The organism is Pontixanthobacter rizhaonensis, assembly GCF_012972675.1.
Classification (GTDB): domain Bacteria; phylum Pseudomonadota; class Alphaproteobacteria; order Sphingomonadales; family Sphingomonadaceae; genus Pontixanthobacter; species Pontixanthobacter rizhaonensis.
In genome coordinates this window covers 519,916-540,052 of record NZ_JABCRE010000003.1, presented here as the reverse complement: position 1 = coordinate 540,052, position 20,137 = coordinate 519,916, and the positions used below count along the sequence as shown (strand labels likewise).

General features: G+C 55.3%; 18 protein-coding genes. 9 read left to right on the top strand and 9 right to left on the bottom strand.

Annotation, left to right across the window (positions count from 1 at the left end; translation table 11 throughout):
- Window positions 1-130: 130 nt before the first annotated feature.
- Together HKD42_RS10375 and HKD42_RS10370 are read right to left on the bottom strand one after the other, a co-directional pair.
- Window positions 131-1,699: a hypothetical protein gene (locus tag HKD42_RS10375; protein ID WP_170013086.1), complete on the bottom strand. Its 1,569-nt coding sequence runs from the start codon at window positions 1,697-1,699 to the stop codon at window positions 131-133.
- 236 nt (window positions 1,700-1,935) lie between these two features.
- On the bottom strand, window positions 1,936-3,168 hold the full coding sequence (locus tag HKD42_RS10370) for a TIGR04063 family PEP-CTERM/XrtA system glycosyltransferase (RefSeq protein WP_170013084.1): 1,233 nt from the start codon (window positions 3,166-3,168) through the stop codon (window positions 1,936-1,938).
- A 91-nt stretch (window positions 3,169-3,259) separates the two neighbouring features.
- Here HKD42_RS10370 and HKD42_RS10365 point away from each other — a divergent pair, with 91 nt between their 5' ends.
- From HKD42_RS10365 to HKD42_RS10345, 5 genes are all read left to right on the top strand, one after another.
- On the top strand, window positions 3,260-3,415 hold the full coding sequence (locus HKD42_RS10365; protein ID WP_170013082.1) for a hypothetical protein: 156 nt from the start codon (window positions 3,260-3,262) through the stop codon (window positions 3,413-3,415).
- Window positions 3,408-4,805 (top strand): DUF5935 domain-containing protein, encoded by a 1,398-nt coding sequence (locus HKD42_RS10360; RefSeq protein ID WP_170013080.1) that lies wholly within the window; start codon window positions 3,408-3,410, stop codon window positions 4,803-4,805. The genes HKD42_RS10365 and HKD42_RS10360 overlap by 8 nt, the downstream gene beginning before the upstream one ends.
- Window positions 4,806-4,896: 91 nt before the next feature.
- Complete coding sequence (locus HKD42_RS10355; RefSeq protein WP_170013078.1) at window positions 4,897-5,346, top strand: MaoC family dehydratase; 450 nt, start codon at window positions 4,897-4,899, stop codon at window positions 5,344-5,346.
- Between the two features lie 73 nt (window positions 5,347-5,419).
- Window positions 5,420-6,598, top strand: coding sequence for an acetyl-CoA C-acyltransferase (locus tag HKD42_RS10350; RefSeq protein WP_170013076.1), 1,179 nt, complete (start codon window positions 5,420-5,422; stop codon window positions 6,596-6,598).
- 70 nt (window positions 6,599-6,668) lie between these two features.
- Entirely contained in the window at window positions 6,669-7,280 is a 612-nt protein-coding gene (locus tag HKD42_RS10345; protein ID WP_170013074.1) for a DUF4126 domain-containing protein, read from the top strand.
- Window positions 7,281-7,288: 8 nt separating this feature from the next.
- On the opposite strand, the gene HKD42_RS10340 is transcribed toward HKD42_RS10345, so the two are convergent.
- The gene (locus HKD42_RS10340; protein WP_170013072.1) at window positions 7,289-8,512 is read right to left on the bottom strand and encodes a polyhydroxyalkanoate depolymerase; all 1,224 of its coding nucleotides are present in this window, start codon (window positions 8,510-8,512) and stop codon (window positions 7,289-7,291) included.
- Between the two features lie 170 nt (window positions 8,513-8,682).
- Here HKD42_RS10340 and HKD42_RS10335 point away from each other — a divergent pair, with 170 nt between their 5' ends.
- The 3 genes from HKD42_RS10335 (at window position 8,683) to HKD42_RS10325 (ending at window position 13,870) form a co-directional block, all read left to right on the top strand.
- Window positions 8,683-10,533, top strand: coding sequence for an ABC transporter transmembrane domain-containing protein (locus HKD42_RS10335; RefSeq protein WP_170014045.1), 1,851 nt, complete (start codon window positions 8,683-8,685; stop codon window positions 10,531-10,533).
- A 166-nt stretch (window positions 10,534-10,699) separates the two neighbouring features.
- On the top strand, window positions 10,700-12,886 hold the full coding sequence (locus HKD42_RS10330) for a M13 family metallopeptidase (RefSeq protein WP_170013070.1): 2,187 nt from the start codon (window positions 10,700-10,702) through the stop codon (window positions 12,884-12,886).
- A gap of 126 nt (window positions 12,887-13,012) precedes the next feature.
- Complete coding sequence (locus HKD42_RS10325; RefSeq protein WP_170013068.1) at window positions 13,013-13,870, top strand: undecaprenyl-diphosphate phosphatase; 858 nt, start codon at window positions 13,013-13,015, stop codon at window positions 13,868-13,870.
- Here HKD42_RS10325 and phhA read toward each other — a convergent pair.
- Window positions 13,867-14,757, bottom strand: coding sequence for a phenylalanine 4-monooxygenase (phhA, locus tag HKD42_RS10320; RefSeq protein WP_425500390.1), 891 nt, complete (start codon window positions 14,755-14,757; stop codon window positions 13,867-13,869). The genes HKD42_RS10325 and phhA overlap by 4 nt on opposite strands.
- 120 nt (window positions 14,758-14,877) lie before the next feature.
- Between phhA and ppk2 the strand changes: the two genes are divergently transcribed.
- Window positions 14,878-15,657, top strand: a complete 780-nt coding sequence (ppk2, locus tag HKD42_RS10315) for a polyphosphate kinase 2 (protein WP_170013064.1) — start codon at window positions 14,878-14,880, stop codon at window positions 15,655-15,657.
- A 22-nt stretch (window positions 15,658-15,679) separates the two neighbouring features.
- On the opposite strand, the gene HKD42_RS10310 is transcribed toward ppk2, so the two are convergent.
- The 5 genes from HKD42_RS10310 to HKD42_RS10290 form a co-directional block, all read right to left on the bottom strand.
- Window positions 15,680-16,909 carry an acetyl-CoA C-acetyltransferase gene (locus HKD42_RS10310; RefSeq protein WP_170013062.1) on the bottom strand — a complete coding sequence of 410 codons (1,230 nt, stop codon included), beginning with the start codon at window positions 16,907-16,909 and terminating at the stop codon, window positions 15,680-15,682.
- A gap of 2 nt (window positions 16,910-16,911) precedes the next feature.
- Window positions 16,912-18,138 (bottom strand): CoA transferase, encoded by a 1,227-nt coding sequence (locus HKD42_RS10305; RefSeq protein WP_170013060.1) that lies wholly within the window; start codon window positions 18,136-18,138, stop codon window positions 16,912-16,914.
- A complete protein-coding gene (locus HKD42_RS10300) occupies window positions 18,138-19,310 on the bottom strand; it encodes an acyl-CoA dehydrogenase family protein (RefSeq protein ID WP_170013058.1) in 1,173 nt (390 codons plus the stop codon). Before HKD42_RS10300 ends, HKD42_RS10305 begins: the two co-directional genes overlap by 1 nt.
- 48 nt (window positions 19,311-19,358) lie before the next feature.
- Entirely contained in the window at window positions 19,359-19,580 is a 222-nt protein-coding gene (locus tag HKD42_RS10295) for a hypothetical protein (RefSeq protein WP_170013056.1), read from the bottom strand.
- 96 nt (window positions 19,581-19,676) lie between these two features.
- Window positions 19,677-20,063 (bottom strand): hypothetical protein, encoded by a 387-nt coding sequence (locus HKD42_RS10290; protein ID WP_246236966.1) that lies wholly within the window; start codon window positions 20,061-20,063, stop codon window positions 19,677-19,679.
- Window positions 20,064-20,137: the final 74 nt, after the last annotated feature.

Below are 20,137 nucleotides of genomic sequence, written 5' to 3'. Positions count from 1 at the left end.
TGCGAAGGGGCAAGATATCGTATGCGCGGCACAAGTTGGGCCTGTCCTACAGCGCTCTGATGCGAGCGCCCCTAGGGGCAGGCAAATGCCGCGCAACACCTGTTGCGCAATTTGCAGCGTTTGGGGCGTGTTAGGCTGCGCCGCTCATTTTCTGTAGCTTCTCAAGAGCGTCACGAAGCGCTCGCTCTGTCTCGCTATTATTCGCGGCAGTAGACGCTTGGGGTGCAATCCCTTGCGGTGCGTCGAAGGCCCTAGGTTTCGGAGCAGGCTCAGCCTGTTGCGGTTCGGCAGGTGACGCCGATCCTAAAGCATCGTGAGCGGAGCCGGCGTGTTGACCCGGAAAGACCACAACAGGTTCGGCAGTGTTGGGACGGTCAAACTCCGCATCGATGCGAACGAACTCTTGACCAGCGTTAAGCGGGCTTTTGAGGGAGAGGAGGGAGCTGAATTCTGAGTCCCCATCAGCGCCAGTGTCTGCGCCAATATCTGGGGCAGTATCTGCAGCGTTTTCTACCGGTTCTGGTTTGGCAAATCGATTAGGCGACACATTCAGCGACAAACCCAAATCTTCGATACCGTCAAAAGCGTCTTCCTCTAATTCTTCATCGAGAGTCATCGGCTGAAGTGAGGAAGGCATGGCATTGGGTGCAGATTGCGCGAATGAAGGCAGAGGTTGAATGTGCTGCGGTTCCGCTGCTGGTGCGGCAGGTGCTGTTTCTTCCGGATTGGATCGACGAAATACCGGAGGTTCGATCTCGGTTTCGTCCGTTATGTTCTGTTCGAACGGATTATACGGAGCGGCCTTAGGCTGTTGAGCCTTGGCATCTTCCATTTTTTTGTTTTGTAGCGCGAGAGCAAACCGTTCGACCAATTCGACCATTCCCAGATCGGAAAGTGATTGGTCAAGCACAGGCTGACCTGATGCTTCTACCGTGGTGGGCTCTGCATGTACGGCGCTATCCGTCGAATGGTCATCCTGACCAAGCTCGTTATTTGCGGCATGTTGCGACAGCGGATTATAGGCTGTCGCTTCTGCGGGCGTGGTCAGTCTTTGGGTCATAGCAGCGAGCTCCTCTCTCGGTGTTAAGGGAGTAGTTTCATCGTAGGAGGCAGACCCCGCAGATGCGTTAACAGGTATGGTTTCACTCGCAGTAAAGCTGGTGCGATCATTATCTTCGGCCGCCCATTCGGGCTCCGGAACGGGCATTGCAATCGGGGCTTGTTCTACCAATTCCTCGGATTGTTGGTCAGGCACGGACGCTTCTTCGGTTAGTCCCAGCTCATCAAGATCCAAGGTATCTGTTGTATCGCTTTCAATTGCGGATGGTTCATCCTCGCGCGGCGTTTCAGGGGCCGGATCAATCGTCAGACTCTCGCCAGGTAACGGCGCGCTTTCCAGATATTCGCTTGGCCCGCTGTCATCCGTGACGGCCAATGCCCGCCGCCTGCCAGTGTAACGGCCCGGTGTCTGTGCGGCATCCGCGATCGGCTCATCAAGATATTCAGACCCCAACTCCTCATGCGCAGAAATTGGTCGTTTCTGGCCGGGGTCATTTTTTTGTTCGCCGCGCTTGGCTGGCGAGATGGCACGTTCAGATGTCGTATTGCCCTGTGCTGCTGCCACTTTGCGCGCAATGAACACACCGGCAATCGCACCCGCGACGGCAGCTACGCCCGCAATTAGCAAACGCGCTGTCATACCCAAAGGGGGCGCCGCTGCGCTGACAACCGAGGAAAGCCCGGTCGCGGTCGCTAATTTCTCAAATAGCATAACAGGCAGCACAAGACTGCCGAGCCCTAAAAGCGCTGCAAACCACAAAGCGACGACCGCTGGAAACGCGGGGTGCGTACTGATCGCAGCTTGTTTGCCAGTCTGCTTTCGGTTTTTTCCGAACACGTGGTCGCCTCTTATTGCCTTCAAGCTGGCGACTGCACTTATGCGGCGGTCGCGATACTCTGATTGGCTTTCGGGGTTAACAGACGTTGGTAAACGCTTTGATAACGATAAATGTTCTGGGCCCAGTCATGGCGGTCTGTGATGTGGAGTTTGGCGCGATTACGCATGGCATCCCAATCATCGCGGCTGTCATAAAGGTCGCTTAGCGCAGCGGCGCATCCGGCGGGATCGTCTGCGGGGAAAAGCACTCCGGTTTCGCGATCGGTAATGAGTTCCCTATGCCCGCCCACATCAGACGCGGCGACTATGCGCCGCTGTGCCATCGCCTCAAGCGGCTTGAGCGGAGTCACCAAATCGGTCAAGCGACTGGCCTTTCTGGGATACGCCAGAATATCGATCAGAGAGTAGTACCGTTCCACTTGGTCATGCGGCACACGGCCGGTAAAATGTATGGCCTGCCCAGCTGGGGAAGCGGCTGCTTGCTGCCGCAAAGCCTCGTCGCGCGGCCCGCCGCCGATCAATAATAGCTGGGCACTTGGCTGGAGGGCCAACAAATGAGGCATCGAAGCGATTAAATCGTCCAGCCCCTCGTAGTCGTAGAAACTGCCGATAAAACCAATTACTGGCCCACCGGCAGGCAATCCAAGTTCTTTCGCCAGAGCTTCATCGCGCGGCGGTGGATCACCGAACAGAGATAAATCTACGCCGTTGGGCGAAATACCTATTTTTCCGCCATTATGACCGCGTTTGATCAGGTCATCTCGCAAGCCATGACAAATGGTGAAAACAGCATCTGCTCCGGTCACAACATGATTCTCCAAGGCGCGGGTCATCCGGTATTTGAGTGAACCTTCGCTACCTGTGCCGTTGCCAACCGCAGCATCTTCCCAGAACGCACGAATCTCATAGACCAGCGGTATGCCGAGTTTGCGAGCTGCTTTCAGCCCGGCATGTCCGCATAGCGCCGGGGAATGCGCATGGAGAATATCCGGGCGCCATTCTTCGGCGGTGGTTTCAATGGCGTGGGCCAAGGCGCCAACTTCACGCAGTTCCCGCACACCAACGGGCCCATCTGCAGTCCCTGGCGTGCGATAAAAGGTCAAACCTTCGGTCTCTTGCACCATCGGCCCATCTGCCGCGTGACGCTGCCCAGTAATTCCGCGGACATCCATCCCGGCGTTTTGCTGGCTTTTCATGATCGCACGGGTGCGAAAGGTGTAGCCGCTATGAAGCGGCAAGGAATGATCGAGAATATGAAGAATGCGGGTCATGTGACCGTAATTAGCCAAGTAACCTTAACGCGCCGTCAACCCCGTGCTGCTAACTGGCCTCAGACCTTCCGCTGGAGCCTTGTTCTGTAACGTGATCGACTATTTCGCCCTTGCCCTTACGCATTCCTTAATACTGCTTGCGCTTATTCGCGCTGTCAGCCGGAATGAACTGGACCGAGAGCCAGAGCTGGACGTTAAACGAGAAAGCCCGGAAGAACGCCGGAAGCGGAGGGCCAAAGATGCTTGATCTTGCCCTGTTCGGATTTCTTATGGCGTTCCTTGCCATCGGATTCCGGCGCCCGTTTGTGTGGGTGCTCGCCTATATTTACGTCGACATCCTGGCGCCAGGAAAAATGGGCTTCACCATTATGCCCGCGATCAGTCCTTCGCTGCTAACATTTGTTGCGGCATTTGCGGGATGGCTCCTGACCGACCCAAAAAAGGGTGCAAAATTCACCTTTCGCCAAGGCTTGATCGCTGCGCTGCTATTCTACTGCTGGTGGACGACATCCCAAGCAGACTTTCCCGAATTTGCGGCCACCAAGTGGGACTGGGTCTGGAAGGCTATGTTCTTTGCGATATTTCTACCGCTGACATTGACTACCAAGCTCCGGATCGAGGCAGCTCTTCTCACGATGGTGATAACCGTTAGTGCCATTGTCATCAGTGCAGGTATCAAGATTATTCTTGGCGGGGGCGGCTATGAAAACAAGCTGTTCTTCGTGAATGACAACAGCGGTATCTATGAAAGCTCCACGCTTGCCGCGGTGGCGATTTGTAGCATTCCGATTGTGTTGTGGTTCAATAAATACGGCACGATCTTCAAACCGGATTGGCGTGTGAAACTTTTTTCTACCGGTTTGATCTTTTCGTGCCTGCTCATTCCTGTCGGCACAGAAGCGCGGACGGGTCTGGTGTGTATTGCGGTTTTGCTGGTGCTTGCATTGCGAGACGTAAAGCGGCGGCTCACATTTATTATGGCCGGGGCGACGCTGGTGTTTGTCGCGCTGCCGTTCCTTCCGCAATCCTATTACGACCGGATGGCTACCCTTGGTAGTACCGACGGGGACGAGTCCGCCTCCACCCGCTTGAAGGTGTGGGAATGGACATTTGACTATGCCTTGGAAAATCCCACCGGCGGCGGTTTCGATTCGTTCCGGGGGAATAAGTTCACTTATGATATCCCGATCCGGCAGGAGACCGGCAACACGACTTCTGTCGAATATCGTGAAGTAGTAGATGAAGGGCGCGCGTTCCACTCAGCAGTGTTTGAAATGCTGGGCGAGCAAGGCTGGCCGGGCCTGTTCGTATGGTTATGGATCCATGCGTTGGGCTTGTGGCATATGGAGCGTATTCGCCGCAAATGGCGCAAACTGCAAGGCGACGGCGAGCAGTGGCAAGCGCCGCTCGCCACTGCATTGCAATACGCCCAGATCATTTATCTGGTCGGCTCTCTGTTCCAAGGTATTGCCTATCAGCCCTATGTTTTGATGCTGGTTGCATTGCAATGCGCGCTGTGGACGTACTGCAAGCGGCTCGATTCGCATCGGGCGGTTCACGGACCGCTTGCTGCACCGGCTGAGCCAGAGCCGCCCAAGCGCCGTGTTCCGCCGCGTCTTTCGCCCAGCACGCCGTAGCGGCAGGTTGACGTTTACGGAAACCTCGTTGCGCTAACCTCCGATATGCTCCATGTAGCGTTGCAACATACACAGCTACATGGAGAGAAACATGTCACCGCAAGATATCGCAGCCAAGGTCGGCGAAGTTATTGGTACCAGCGAATGGGCCGAAATGAGCCAAGAGCGTATCAATCAATTCGCTGATGCAACTGGTGACCATCAGTTCATCCACATCAATGAAGAAGCTGCAAAAATGACGCCGTTTGGCGGCACAATTGCGCATGGTTTCCTGACGCTCTCGATGATTCCTTACCTATCCGCTGAATCCAACATGCCTCGCATGGAAGGCATCAAGATGGGTGTGAATTATGGCGGCAACAAAACCCGCTTCATCGCCCCGGTACGCAGTGGCAAGCGTATCCGCGGCCATTGGAAGCTGACCGAAATGGTCGAAAAACGTCCTGGTCAGTGGCAACAGACTTGCGAAATTACCATCGAGATCGAAGGCGAAGATAAGCCTGCCCTGATCTGCGAATGGATCACCATGTTTTTCGTTTAAATTGGGTTCTTCGTCTGATTTTCATCCCCTCCCCGGGAATTAGACTGAGTCACTATCATATAAGGAGTTCGCCATGCGCGACGCAGTAATCGTTTCCGCCGCCCGTACCGGTATGGGCAAAGCCTATAAGGGCGCCTTCAATTCTACCCCAGGGGCAACACTTGGGGCCTATGCTCTGGCGCCTGCAATCGAACGTGCCGGCGTCGAAGCTGGCGAGATCGACGATGTGGTATGGGGCGCTGCGTTGCAGCAGGGCGCACAGGCAGGCAACCTTGGACGGCAAGTTGCGCTGCGGGCAGGGTGCCCGATTGGTGTATCTGGCATGACCATTGACCGCCAGTGCTCGTCAGGCCTGATGGCTATCGCCACTGCTTCCAAGCAAGTTGTGATCGACCGTATGGATATTGTTGCTGCTGGTGGTCAAGAATCGATCAGCCTGGTGCAGACACCGGAAATGCGGATGATGCCGGATCCATCCCTGATGGCCATGCACGGTGCCATTTACATGCCGATGCTGCAGACCGCTGAAACTGTGGCTCAGCGTTATAAGATTAGCCGTGAAGCTCAAGACGAATATGGTCTGCAATCGCAGCAACGTACCGCTGCTGCGCAAGAAGCCGGCTTGTTTGATGATGAAATCGTTTCGGTTAGCACCACTCACAAGGTGAAAGACCGTGAAACGGGCGAAGTATCTGATGCGGATGTCACCATTGCCAAAGATGAAGGCAACCGTCCTTCGACTACTTTGGAAGGCTTGCAATCGCTGCAACCCGTTCTTGGTCCTGATACGACCATTACCGCTGGTAACGCATCGCAGCTGTCCGATGGTTCAGCAGCTGTGGTTGTAATGGAAGCCAAACTTGCAGAACAACGCGGCCTGCAGCCGCTCGGCCGGTGTGTCGGTATGGCAATGGCGGGTACTGAACCCGACGAAATGGGCATCGGCCCGGTTTACGCCATTCCCAAGCTGCTGAAGCGTTTTGACTTGACGGTGGATGATATCGACCTGTGGGAATTGAATGAAGCGTTCGCGGTTCAAGTCATCTATTGCCGTGACCAGCTCGGCATCGATAATGATAAGTTGAACGTGAATGGCGGTTCGATTTCTATCGGCCACCCTTACGGTATGACGGGCGCGCGCTGCGTCGGCCACATCCTGCGTGAAGGCCAGCGCCGCAAAGCCAAATACGGTGTTGTCACCATGTGTGTTGGCGGCGGCATGGGTGCTGCAGGTCTGTTCGAGATCTTCTGAAGCGGCTGATCAGGCAACTTGCCAAAACTAACCAAGCGGCCCATTCTCTCAACCGAGAGGATGGGCCGTTTTGGGTATTATGGAAATTATCGGAATAGCCGGCAGTGTCAGCTTGCTGTCGGGCTGGCGGCTTTATCTGTCGGTTCTGGCGACTGGTATTGCGATGCAAGCCGGTGTCGTGCCGCTCCCCGAACATCTTGAGAGTCTGCAGATTCTTGCCAATCCGTGGGTCATGGGGGTCGCTGGGCTTGCTGCTGTATGTGAGTTTTTTGCCGATAAGGTGGCGTGGCTCGATACCTTGTGGGATACGGTCCATACGCTGATCAGACCTATCGGCGGCGCGCTGTTGGCGCTGGCAATTGTCGATCCTTCCGATCCTGCAACTCAAGTCATTGCCTTCATTCTAGGCGGCGGAGGTGCATTGCTTTCGCATGGGGGCAAGGCTGGCGCACGAGCTGTGGTCAATACAAGCCCGGAGCCGGTGACCAACGTGGCTGTGTCCACTGTGGAGGATGTGGCCACCGCTGGATTGCTCTATGCCGCTTACGAATACCCCTATTGGGCAGGCGGCATCGCAATGGTATTGTTGGTGCTGACGATATGGCTGCTGATGCTAGCCCGGCGGATCATCAAACAGATATTCAGTTTCGGCAAAACCCCGCGCGAGCTGCCGCCCGCTTGAAGCTGGTATTAGCCTGAGTGATCGGCAATGAACTCTTCAACCACGGGGGCAACTTTATCGCGCCATTTGCTGCCGTTGAAAATGCCGTAATGTCCGGCACCTTCGGCGACGTAATACCGCTTCTTTTTCTCAGAGAGTTTATCGGCCAGTGTCAGTGCTGCCTTGGTTTGACCCAAGCCTGAAATGTCGTCACGTTCGCCTTCAACAGCGAGTATCGCGGTCTGCTTGATTTCATGCAGGTCGACCACTTTACCCCGATGTACGAATGTCCCGTTCGGGATAGAATGCTTTTGGAATACTTCCTCGACCGTTTGGAGGTAAAATTCCGCAGTCATGTCGCACACCGCACGATATTCATCATAGAAATCTTTGGTAGCTTGGGCACTGTCATCATCGCCTTTGGTGAGGTGCTTGAACATCTCGTAATGGCTCAACATGTGGGCACCGAGGTTCATGCTCATGAAGCTCGCCAGTTGCAAAAAGCCAGGGTAAACGCGCCGGCCTGCGCCGCGATGGTTCATAGGAACAGTTGCAATAACAGTCTGGCGGAACCAGCTGATCGGGCGCTCCATCGCCATATCGTTGACGGTCGTGGGTGATTCCCGCGTATCGATTGGCCCACCCATCATGGTCAGCGTATCGGGCATGCATGGGTGTTTATCGCGGTTCATGATCGCGGTCGCTGCGAAGGCTGGCACCGATGGTTGGCATACAGCCATCATGTTTGCGTTAGGCCCAATATGCTCAAGGAACTCGATAATATAATCTATGTAGTCGTCGAGGTCGAAAGACCCTTCGTGCTGGGGAACGGTTTTGGCATCAGCCCAATCAGTAATATACACCTCGCAGCTGTCGATCATCCGTTCGACCGTTCCGCGCAGCAATGTTGCATAATGCCCGCTCATTGGAGCGATTATCAGCAGTTTCGGTGCGTCTTCGGGCAAGTCATCCCGCACGAACCGCTTTAGATCGCCAAATGGTTTATTGACCACGGTCGCTTCGGTGACCGCGTGCTGGGTATCGCCCACCGTTACTGTTTCGATCCCGAAGGCGGGCTTCCCATATGGTGCTGCCGCGTGGGCAAACACTTCCAGCGCCGACGCTGCTGCCGGGCCAAGCCCCATATATCCCATTGGCAAGCGGGGGTTGGTTAGCAGTTCTGCGCCGATCGAGGCCCAAGCGCTGGCGCTGGATAGCCAAGCGCGCTGCATTTCATAGGCATGATAAAGCAAATAATGTCCCCTGCGGCAAACCTTCTAGTCCCTGTTACGGGAAATTGTGCAGTGCACCATGCGCGTAATGGACAGTCAGCGCAAACACTCTTTGCCTTTCTCAATTGCAAAATTGGGCAAATCGACGCTGACTGGTGGATTTTGCCACCGCTGCACCCTATTTCAGCACTATGGACGCTGAAGAGATCGCAGTAGATATCCCGCAGAGCGAAGCGGGCGGATCAGTATCGAACCGAGGGAAACAGGACGAGGTAGATCCCAAGCCAGCCAAAACGCTTGGTCCATTGAAAATGATATGGTCGGAAATGGCCAATTACCCTTCCAAAGTTGGCCTTGCTTTGATCGCATTGATGATCACTGCCTCTGCCACCTTGGCGATCCCTTATGGCTTTAAACTGATCGTTGATGATGGTTTTGCGGCAGGCGGTGATCTGGAGCAAATCGGCAATCTGTTTAAAGGATTGCTGGCGGTCGTTGTGGTTCTGTCAATTGGTACCGCATTACGCTTCTACTTCGTCAGTTGGCTAGGCGAGAGAGTGGTCGCCGATATCCGGTTGAAAGTTCAAGCAAACTTGCTGCGACTTGGGCCAGCATTCTATGAAGAGAATAGCCCGAAAGAGATCAGTTCGCGGATGACTGCTGATACTGCTTTGATCGAGCAGGTTGTCGGCACAACTGTGTCAGTCGCGATACGGAATGTTTTGATGGGTCTGGGCGGTACGGTGATGCTGTTCTGGCTGGCCCCGACCTTGGCGGTGGGCCTGCTAATGGCGATACCGCTGATCATTATTCCGATCATGGTGTTCAGCCGCAGAGTGCGTAATATCTCGCGCAACAGTCAAGACCGGGTTGCCGACATTGGTTCGATGACCTCCGAAACATTGGGCGCGATGAAAGTAGTGCAGGCTTTCAACCAAGAGGCCCGCGAAAAAGACCGTTTTGGCGGCGCTGTCGAAGCGACGTTTGATACAGCCAAGCAGCGCATCATGCTGCGGTCTGTGATGACCTCGGTTATCATTCTGTTTATTTTCGGTTCAATCACGATGGTGATGTGGCGCGGTGCAGTGGGCGTGAGCACCGGTGAAATCACCGGCGGTACGATCACTGCGTTTGTACTCGTTGGCGGCTTGGTGGCCGGGGCGTTCGGGGCCCTGACAGAAGTGTATGGCGATCTGCTGCGCGGTGCTGGCGCGGCGAGCAGGCTGAACGAATTATTGAATGAGAAGCCCGCAATTGCGCCTCCGGCACGGCCGCAAGCTTTGCCCGAACCGCCAAGGGGTAGCCTGTCATTCCGGCAGGTTACCTTCCGTTATCCTACGCGCCTCGAAACGCCGGCGATCAAAGATTTTACTCTTGAAGTCGAACCGGGGGAGACTGTCGCGATTGTCGGGCCTTCCGGCGGCGGGAAATCGACGATCTTCCAATTGGCAGAACGCTTTTACGACCCTCAAGCCGGATCTATCAGGATCGACGGGGTTCCGCTTACCAGCGCTGACCCGGCGGATGTTCGCCGGCGTATTGCGCTGGTACCGCAAGATGGAGTTTTGTTCTCTGCCAATGCTCGTGATAATTTGCGTTACGGCAATTGGGAGGCGTCCGACGATCAAATCTGGGAAGCGGCGCGGGCCGCCAATGCAGAGAAGTTTTTACGCGAATTGCCGGACGGTCTCGACACGTATTTGGGCGAGAGCGGAACGCGCCTGTCAGGCGGTCAACAACAGCGGATCGCTATCGCTCGGGCGTTACTGCGGGATGCGCCCATCTTGTTACTAGACGAGGCCACTAGCGCGCTCGATGCGGAAAGTGAGCAATTGGTTCAGCAAGCGCTGGACCGGCTGATGTCGACCAGAACTACGCTGGTAATCGCTCATAGGCTGGCCACGGTGCGGTCCGCTGATCGGATCGTCGTGCTCGAAGACGGGCAAATGGTGGAGCAGGGCACCCATGCGGCACTCTCCGATGCGGGCGGTCTATATAGCCGCCTGGCAGCGTTGCAGTTTACTGCCAGCGAAAGCGCCTAAGCAGCGTTTTCCTCTTGGTTGTTTGGTTCGACTGCGTAGTATTTTCGACCAACTGCAAGTTCGCACGACAAACCGCTGCTGTCTTGACGTAACCCCGCTATGACGGTCTTCATGGAAGCTTAGGCTTAAAATTTAGGGCGCTGATCGCCCTTGGGAGCAAAACAATATGATACGGAATTTTCTTGCCGTTGGCACAAGCGCTTTGGCTCTGGCCATCACCGCCCCCGCTATCGCTGATGAGCATGACCACGATCACGGGACGATTGAGTTTTTGGCTGAAACGGCTGAGACCGAAGGCGGAGAAGAGGCGGCTGAGGTCGCAACACCAACCATGAGCTTTGGCGAATGGGGTGTGGATCCGGATCTGATTGATAACACGATCCATCCTGGAGATGACTTTTTCGCTCATGTGAATTCCAAATGGCTCAAGGCCAATCCCTTGCCGCCGCAATATTCTCGGTTCGGAGCCTTCAATCTCCTGCGGGAGAAGTCGACATCCGATGTGAAGACATTGGTTGATGAACTTGTGGCTGCACAGCCAGCTGCAGGAAGCAGCGAACGCCGCATCGTGGACGCTTATAACGCGTTCTATGATACCGATGCGATTGATGCCGCTGGCTTGACCCCGGCCTACCCGTATCTGAGTGAAATATTCGCAGCCACCTCGCTTGAAAAGCTGGCTTCTGTGTGGAGCAAGCCGGGTTACAATTCCCCGGTGGGTGGCTTTGTGACTGTCGATCAAAAACAGCCGGACACTTACACGGTTTACGTCTTTTCTGGTGGTTTGGGTTTGCCTGACCGGACATATTATTCGGACGACAGCGAAAAAGGCCGCGGCATCCAGAAGGATTACCGGGCCTATCTTTCGTTTCTTTTCAAAGAGGCGGGTTATGGAGATCCCGATGCCACCGCGTCAGCTGTTTACAACTTTGAAAATAGAATTGCCTCGGACATTTCGTGGGACCGGGCGGTACGCCGTAACCGTGACCTCAGCTACACATCTTTCTCTGCAGAAGAGCTGGTCGCTCTGGCCGGCGATTTCCCGGTGGCGACGATGCTGCAAGAAACCGGTATGGACGCATCCGAAAAATTTGTTCTGACACAAGTTCCGCCAAGTGCCGAACGCGCGAAGGAATTGGGTCTTGATGAGGCGACGCTTGCCAAAATTGGCAAAGGCACGCCGGGTATGTTCGCGTTACTGGCCGAAACGGATGTCGCCACATTGCAAGCTTGGACCGCTGCCCGTTTCCTCTCCGGTAATTCGGGCGTTTTACCGACCCGTTTCGATGAAGCGAACTTCGCTTTTTATGGTCGTACATTGCGCGGCCAGCCGGAACAGCGGGAACGTTGGAAGCGGGCGATTTCTGAGACAGAAAGCCATTTGGGCGAAGTGCTAGGCAAGTCTTATGTTGAACGGTATTTCCCGCCGGAAAACAAAAAAGCCATGGACGAGCTGGTCGCCAATTTGCGGACAGCGATGGGCCAAAGTATCGACGAGCTGGAATGGATGGGCGAAGCGACCAAGGTGGAAGCACGGGCTAAGCTGGCCAGCTTCGATCCGAAAATCGGCTACCGCGACAATCTTGAAACCTATGAAGGCTTGATGATTGTCGGTGATGATCCGCTCGCCAACCGTATGTCGGCAGCAGCATGGGCATTAAAAGACAATGTCAGCAAATTAGGGAAGCCAATTGATCGGACTGAGTGGGGCATGTTGCCGCAAACGGTAAATGCCTATTACAACCCTTCCAAGAACGAGATCGCATTCCCGGCAGCGATTTTGCAGCAGCCATTCTTTGGCATCTCTGCGGATCTGGCCGTCAATTATGGCGCAATCGGCGGTGTTATCGGTCACGAAATCGGTCATGGTTTCGACGATCAAGGCGCCAAGAGTGACGGGACCGGCAAGCTGCGTAATTGGTGGCAGCCGGAAGATCTGGCCAACTTTAAAGAGCGCGGCGATAAGCTGGCAGCGCAATATGACAAGTTCTGCCCGCTTGATGATGGCACTACATGCCTCAATGGCCGTCTCACCTTGGGCGAAAACATTGGTGATGTGGGCGGTCTCAGCCTCGCCTATCGTGCTTATAAACTGGCCTTGAATGGTGAAGAGGCTCCCGTGATTGACGGGCTGACCGGTGATCAGCGCTTCTTCCTCGCTTGGGCGCAGGTATGGCGTTCGCAGAATCGCGAAGAATCGATGCGCCAACGCATCCGGGTTGGACCGCACAGTTTGGAAGAATTCCGCGTAAATGGTGTCGTGCGTCAAATGGATGCTTGGTACGAAGCGTTCGGTGTTACTGAAGACCACGCAATGTATATTCCGCCAGAAGAACGCGTCCGCATTTGGTAATTTTGCGTGTAGGCGGGCGGGCTGAGATCGCTTAGGGTCTTGACTTGCCCGCCTTCATTGCGAAGGCAGCACTTCGATTATCAAGCGTGAAGAACGTTTGGCCTGTATGAAAGTGTTTCGCCCCGCATGACCCTTTTCCAGCAAATCCTGATTGCCCTAGTGCAGGGTATTACCGAATTTTTGCCCATCTCTTCCTCTGGGCATTTGATCCTGATCCCCTATCTTACCGACTTACCGGATCAAGGACCGCTGATTGATGTGGCTGTCCACGTCGGGTCATTGCTGGCGATTATCGTCTATTTCTTCAAAGATGTGGTGGTTTTGGCGCGGGGCGGCTTCGCCAGTATCGGTGTCGGAGCAAGCGCCCCTAACGCCCCTGCTGAACGAAAATTGTTCTGGTGGATTGCCCTGGGCACAATTCCGGCCGTGGTCTTTGGCCTGTCGATCAAAATGGGCGTGTTCAACGGCCTTGCAAGCAATGTGTTCGGGATCGAAATTATCGATGGCGACTTGATGAGCTCGATCCGTTTTATTGATTTGATCGCGTTCAATCTGATTTTTTACGGGATTCTTTTGGGCATCGCTGATTGGGTCGGAAAAGAGATCAAGGTCTTTGAAGATATGAGCTGGCGTGATGGTCTGATCGTTGGCCTTGCACAGGCTCTGGCGATCATTCCGGGTACCAGCCGTTCAGGTGTTACGATGACCGCAGCCCGCGCCCTTGGCTATAAACGGGTCGAGGCAGCGCGTTTCTCTTTCTTGCTATCCATCCCCGCGGTGGCGGGTGCAGGCGTTCTGATTGTGCCGGAGATTTTCGAAGCCGGCACCGCTCTTGCGTGGGACGCCTTAGTTGCCGGTGTACTGACCTTCATCGCTGCGTTTTTGACGATGGCGTTCTTGATGAACTTCTTGAAGAAGGCATCGATGATGGTCTTTGTGATTTACCGGGTTGTGATGGGCGTGGCCTTGTTCTGGATATTCTAAACGGGCTTCGCGCCGCTGCCTCTGCCCCCGCGCAGCAGATATTCCTGCGTCCCGCGGTTCACCACATAATCGACGTCAATCACCGCAGAATTGGCGTAAGTGAACGCTGGCGGCAAATTCTTATATAGCCGGTCAAAATCACGTTCGACGGTTTGTTTGAACAAATCCGCAAAGCTCTCGATCACAAAATAGGTCGGCTGCAAATCATCAATGACGTAATCGGTGCGCATCACGCGGTCGACATTGAGCATGATCCGGTTGGGGCTTTCTGCTTCCACCGCGAATTTCGCTTCGGTTGGTCCGGATAGGATGCCAGCGCCATAGGCCCGGACATCGTCGCCTTCCATGATTAGGCCGAATTCGACTGTGTACCAATAGAGCGCACCCAGGGCTTTCAGGCGGTTATATTTCATCGCTTTCCACCCTGCCTTGCCATATTCCTGCATATAATCGGCATAGGTTGGATCGGTCAGCATCGGCACATGGCCAAACACATCATGAAACACGTCCGGTTCCTGAATATAGTCGAACGTCTCGCGGGTGCGGATGAAATTCCCGGCTGGGAAGCGCCGGTTGGCCAAATGCCAGAAAAACACATGATCAGGGATCAGCATGGGCACGGGCACCACGCTCCATCCGGTCAATCTGTCCAATTCTTCTGAAAGACGACCAAATTCTGGCACACCGCCGCGGCTTAGATCAAGCTTGTCCAGCCCCTCAATAAAGGCCGTCGCGGCGCGTCCCGGCAAAACTGCCATCTGCCGTGCAAACAGCTCGTCCCAGATCGCATGATCTGCCGAGCTGTAATCTGCCTGTTTCGGCTCAAGCCAATCAGACCCTAAATGTGCCGGCTTCTGTAACGGCGCCGTGAAAATATCTGCCGACATGTCGGGCAGGGTGGTAAAATCGGTCGGAGTTTCTGTTATGCTCACCATAGTTTCATTCGATACCATCTGCGGCAGTTCACGTCACCTGTTACAAGCGCTGCAGATATAGGGAGAGATGCATTGGCCAAGCTAAAGCGCAAGGAATACGACAAACTGCTCGAGCCGTTGGAGGAAGAACTGGTCGCGATGGCGCGTTGGGCACGGCACACAGGCGCGCGGATTTGCGTGATTTTTGAAGGGCGCGATACGGCGGGCAAAGGCGGTGCGATCCGCGCGGTCAGCCAGCGTCTCAATCCGCGCCAATGCAAGATTGTTGCGCTCGCCAAACCCAATGAGCAGGAAATGACTCAGTGGTATTTCCAGCGTTACGCAGCGTACTTGCCGGCTGCCGGGGAAATCGTTCTGTTTGACCGCAGCTGGTATAACCGCGCGGGCGTGGAAAAAGTGATGGGCTTCACCGATGATGCGAAGGTCGAGCGGTTTTTGAAAGAGGCGCCAACATTTGAAAAACTGCTGACCGATGACGGTATTTTATTGTTCAAATACTGGCTGACGACGGATCAGGAAAAGCAGGAAGAGCGGCTGGCAGAACGGCTGGAAGACCCGCTGAAACGCTGGAAACTTTCCCCTATCGATCTCGCCGCGCGCGAACAATATGATGCCTATACCAAGGCGCGAGAGGCCATGCTGGCGGCAACGCATAGCGACCATGCTCCGTGGACTTTGGTGGATTTCAACGATCAAAAACGGGGGCGATTAACACTGGTCCGCGACCTGCTCGACCGGTTGCCCGATACGCATATTGACCCGCCTGAACTGGTATTCCCGGATTTGGGGCACGATCCAATTGAAGAGAGTTACGACGTGTTGAAACCGATTGAGAACTATCCGGTCGAGTAAGATGGCTTTTTGACGGGCCGGATTAAACTGCCCGTTCAAACAATGCCGCAATGCCCTGTCCGCCGCCGATGCACATGGTTTCCAAGCCGAAGCGTGCATCCCGGCGGTGCATTTCGTGCGCCATATCGGCAAGAATACGACCGCCAGTCGCGCCAATCGGGTGGCCGAGCGAGATACCCGAACCGTTGACGTTGAGCATATCCATCCGGCTGTCAGTGTCGCTCCAGCCCCAGCCCTTCAGCACGGCCAGTACTTGCGGGGCGAAGGCTTCGTTCAGTTCGACCAGATCAACATCGCTCCATGATTTGCCGGTGCGCCCGAACAGGCGATCAACGGCTGGCACGGGGCCGATACCCATTCTTGAAGGATCGCAACCGGCCGCTGCCCAGCTATCGAACCACAGCAAGGGTTCAAGACCTAGTTCTTCAAGCTTGTCTTCGGCAACCACCAGACAGGCGGCTGCCGCGTCGTTTTGCTGGCTGGCATTACCAGCGGTGACGACGGCATCGGGATTGGTTTTGCCTTCGATCGCGCGCAATGCGCCAAGGCTGTCCATACTCGCATCCGCACGGAAGCCTTCGTCACGAGCAAAGGTAACCGGATCACTCCGGCGCTGTGGTATTTCCACCGGCACCAATTGCGCATCGAATTTCCCGGCGGCCCAAGCTGCAGCCGCGTTCTGGTGGCTGCGTACAGCGTAGGCATCAGATGCCTCGCGGCTGATTGCGTAATCTTTGGCGAGGTTTTCCGCGGTTTCGATCATGCCGCTGATCACGCCGAAGCGTTCGATCGGTTGGCTCATCAACCGGCCGCGCGTTAGCCGGTCGTGGAATTTGAGATCACCAAAGCGAATGCCTTTGCGGATATCGGTGGAGTAATGCTCGACATTGGACATACTTTCCACGCCGCCTGCCACCACGACATCAGCAGCGCCGGTTTGGATCATCATCGCAGCGTTGATCACAGCTTGCAGGCCCGAGCCACAGCGCCGATCCAATTGATAGCCGGGGACTTCGATGGGCAAGCCCGCGGCAAGCCAGCTCCACCGGCCAATCGCGGGGGCCTCCGCGCTGCCATACCCTTGGCTGAAAACCACATCATCGACCCGCGCCGGATCAATCCCGCTGCGCTCTATCAGCGCCTTCAGAATGATCGCGCCCAACGCGCCCGCCTCCAACGGTGCCAGCGAGCCGAGAAATTTTCCAACAGGTGTCCTTAGCGGATGGGCGATCGCAACGCGTCTGAGTGTCATATCTATTCCTTATCGCTTCCAGCGACGATGCCACTATCCATCAATTTTCCTATGGCTCCTGATCCAAGCCCCAGTCTTTCTGCCAGTATTTCTTCGCTATTGGCCCCCAGATAGGGTGCAGGATGCGGCGCACCGCGTTCCCGTTCCGGCATATTGGCGAAGGGCCCCGCTGCGGGATATTCAAAGCCGCTTGGGTTGTGTGGAGACGTGCCGAATAGCGGGTTGTCGTGAACCAGATCGGGGTCATTCGCGGTTTCATACATGGTGCGGTACCGCTCGAAAGTGGTGCCTGCTTTGGCCAGCCTGTCGGCCAGCGCATCATAATCCATGGTATCCGCGACGCTTTGGAATAGAGCGAACAATTCATCGCGGTGGGTGAAGCGGTTGTGATCGCTGGTGGTAAAGTCGACTGAGTGGGCTGCTTCAATGGCCGCCACCTGCTGTCCGACATCAAAGGCCTCGACCAGGCCGGCCCACTGTTTGGCGGTCAAAGCTGCGACCATAAAGCGCTTGCCGTCGCGGCTCATAAAGTCGCGCCCGAATGCGCCCCAAATGGCGTTGCCCAGCCGCTGCCGGTCGCTACCGCGATAGAGCATCTCCGCCATGGCTCCGGAATTGGCGACTGTGCCGATCGCTACATCACCTAGGGGAATACGCAATTCGCTGCCTTCGCCGGTCATATCGCGGTGACGCAACGCAGCAAGCAGCGCAAAAGCGGTATAGGCGCCGCAGATAAAGTCCCATGCTGGCAGCAGCTGATTAACCGGCGGGGCAGTGTCGGGATCCCAGTCTGCAGGGCCGGTCATCAGCGGGTAACCGCTGGCAGCATTCACAGTGAAATCCATTGCCTGGCGGCCATCGCCCCAACCCATAATGCGGGCCGTGATAATGTCTTCGCGCGCTTCTTTCAGCTTGGCATGGCTGAGAAAGCTTTTTTCCGGGACATTGGTAATCAGCTGACCTGTTTTGGCTGCGAGTTCCTGAACCAATTCGCGCCCTTCAGATTTTCGCATATCCAGCGCGACACTCTTTTTCGCGCGGTTGAGGTTTTCCCAACTGAGCGACCGGCCTTCTTCGGTTAACTGATACCGGTCATAATCCAGCCCTCCGCCAATCTGATCGACCCGGATGACCTCTGCACCCATCTGCGCGCAATATAGGCCGGCCGTGGGGGATGCGACAAAGCTGGAAACTTCAATGACCGATAGGCCGCTCAATAGCTGGTACATTAAGCGCTGACTCCAGCTGCAAAGTTACGGAGCATTTGCTTGGCAATTACCAATTGCATAATCTGCGTGGTTCCCTCGTAAATGCGGTAGATACGGCTATCGCGAAAGAACCGCTCTGCTTCATATTCTGCCAAATAACCGGCCCCGCCATGTATCTGGACACAGCGATCAGCCACGCGGCCGCACATTTCGGAAGCAAACATTTTGGTGCTGGCACATTCGATGATCGCCTTGCCTTCGTTGGCTTTGGCGCTTGAATCGCGGAGCATACATTCGCCAGCGTAAATCTCCGCCTCGCTGTCAGCCAGCATTGCTTGAACCAGCTGGAATTGCGCGATGGGTTCACCAAAGGCTTTGCGTTCATTGGCGTATTTGACGGCCGTATCCAGAATGCGGCGGGCATAGCCGCAGCTTGCCGCGGCTACTGAAAGCCGCCCATTATCCAGGCTTTGCATGGCCGTGGCGAAACCGCGCCCTTCTTCGCCGCCGAGCAGGGCGTTGCCGGGGACTTTGACATCGTCCAGATAGATATCGGCAATATGGCTACCCGCCTGACCCATTTTGCGGTCGGGTTTCCCAACCGAGATGCCCGCGCTTTCCATGTCGACCAGAAAGGCACTGACATGGGCGTTCTTTGGAAGCGCCTCGTCGTTAGTGCGCGCCATGATCAGGCCCAGCTTAGCGTGCGGTGCATTGGTGATGTAACGCTTTGATCCGTTGAGGACATAGCCATTTCCGTCACGCTTGGCGGTCGTGGCCATTGCCGCGCTGTCTGATCCAGAGCCGGGTTCTGTCAGCCCGAAACAGGCAATTTCGCCCGCAGCCAAACGCGGCAACCATTCACTTTTCTGCTCTTCGGTGCCGGAGTTTTTGAGTGCGGAACACACCATGCCCAAGTTGATCGAGGTGATGGAACGATAGGCAGGCAAAGCATAGCTCAATACGCGGATGGTTTCGACATATTGCGGGATGTTCATGCCCGATCCGCCATATTCTTCAGGCATCGTCAGTCCGAATAGCCCCATCTCGCGCATTTCGTTGACCAGTTCATCCGGGATCGCATCATTTGCGATAACATCATCTTCTGCTGGGATCAGTCTTTCGCGCACATAGCGTTGCAGCTGATCGATAAATTGACTGAAGATTTCAGGGTCCATGCCTGCATTGACCATCGGGCGATCCTCTCTCGTAATTCACAATTTTTAGTATTGCGGCCGACTTTATTCGCTGGCGGTATTGTTACCGTCGCCGCTGTCATTTTCGCCGGTCGCTGCATCTTGCGGCAGTCTTTTCGCTTCGATCATTTCAGCAGCTTCGTCGAGCGCTTTTGCTTCACCGACGCTAACGCCGCCGGGGCCAGGATCATTGTCTGAGGAGCCGCACGCAGTGAGCGCTGCGGTGGCCGATAGTAGCAATCCAGCGAGGGGTAAAATCTTGTTCATCGCCCCACCATAGCGGCATTTCACCAAAGGAAAAGCGGGCGAATCGCTGATGCAATTCGCCCGCTTTATATTTCTCAGCAAAGGCTGAGCCAGTGCTTACATTTTGTCTTTTGCAGCGTCTGCAGCTTTTTCCATCATCTGGCCGGCCTTTTCTTTGGCAGCCTCTTTGCCAGCTTCCATTGCTTTGTCAGCTTCTGCTTTCACAGCGGCTTCGACGTCAGCAGCAGCAGCAGCGGCTGCATCACCAGCGCCTTCTGCTTCGGCTGCAACAGCTTCGCTAGCGCCTGTTTCTTCTGCGACAGCTTCTTCGCCAGCGGCTTCAGCAGCGACTTCTTCGCCTTCAGCAACTTCTTCCATTGCTGTGTCAGCAGCGGCTTCTACTGTTTCTGCTTCGGCGTCTGTTGATGCGTCATCAGCGCTACCGCAAGCGGCGAGTGCCAGAGCGGCGGTTGAGGCGAATGCGACATATGCGAATTTTTTCATGTGTATGCTCCCTTACTGAAACTTGTTGTCGCAGCGCTGTGCCATGTTGGCTGCGCTAGCGACTCGGGGGTCTT

Coding starts and splice junctions, on each gene's coding strand:
- HKD42_RS10375 (WP_170013086.1), bottom strand. CDS start 1,699: ATGACAGCGCGTTTGCTAATTGCGGGCGTAGCTGCCGTCGCGGGTGCG.
- HKD42_RS10370 (WP_170013084.1), bottom strand. CDS start 3,168: ATGACCCGCATTCTTCATATTCTCGATCATTCCTTGCCGCTTCATAGC.
- HKD42_RS10360 (WP_170013080.1), top strand. CDS start 3,408: ATGCTTGATCTTGCCCTGTTCGGATTTCTTATGGCGTTCCTTGCCATC.
- HKD42_RS10355 (WP_170013078.1), top strand. CDS start 4,897: ATGTCACCGCAAGATATCGCAGCCAAGGTCGGCGAAGTTATTGGTACC.
- HKD42_RS10350 (WP_170013076.1), top strand. CDS start 5,420: ATGCGCGACGCAGTAATCGTTTCCGCCGCCCGTACCGGTATGGGCAAA.
- HKD42_RS10335 (WP_170014045.1), top strand. CDS start 8,683: ATGGACGCTGAAGAGATCGCAGTAGATATCCCGCAGAGCGAAGCGGGC.
- HKD42_RS10330 (WP_170013070.1), top strand. CDS start 10,700: ATGATACGGAATTTTCTTGCCGTTGGCACAAGCGCTTTGGCTCTGGCC.
- HKD42_RS10325 (WP_170013068.1), top strand. CDS start 13,013: ATGACCCTTTTCCAGCAAATCCTGATTGCCCTAGTGCAGGGTATTACC.
- phhA (WP_425500390.1), bottom strand. CDS start 14,757: ATGTCGGCAGATATTTTCACGGCGCCGTTACAGAAGCCGGCACATTTA.
- HKD42_RS10310 (WP_170013062.1), bottom strand. CDS start 16,909: ATGACACTCAGACGCGTTGCGATCGCCCATCCGCTAAGGACACCTGTT.
- HKD42_RS10305 (WP_170013060.1), bottom strand. CDS start 18,138: ATGTACCAGCTATTGAGCGGCCTATCGGTCATTGAAGTTTCCAGCTTT.
- HKD42_RS10300 (WP_170013058.1), bottom strand. CDS start 19,310: ATGGTCAATGCAGGCATGGACCCTGAAATCTTCAGTCAATTTATCGAT.
- HKD42_RS10295 (WP_170013056.1), bottom strand. CDS start 19,580: ATGAACAAGATTTTACCCCTCGCTGGATTGCTACTATCGGCCACCGCA.
- HKD42_RS10290 (WP_246236966.1), bottom strand. CDS start 20,063: ATGAAAAAATTCGCATATGTCGCATTCGCCTCAACCGCCGCTCTGGCA.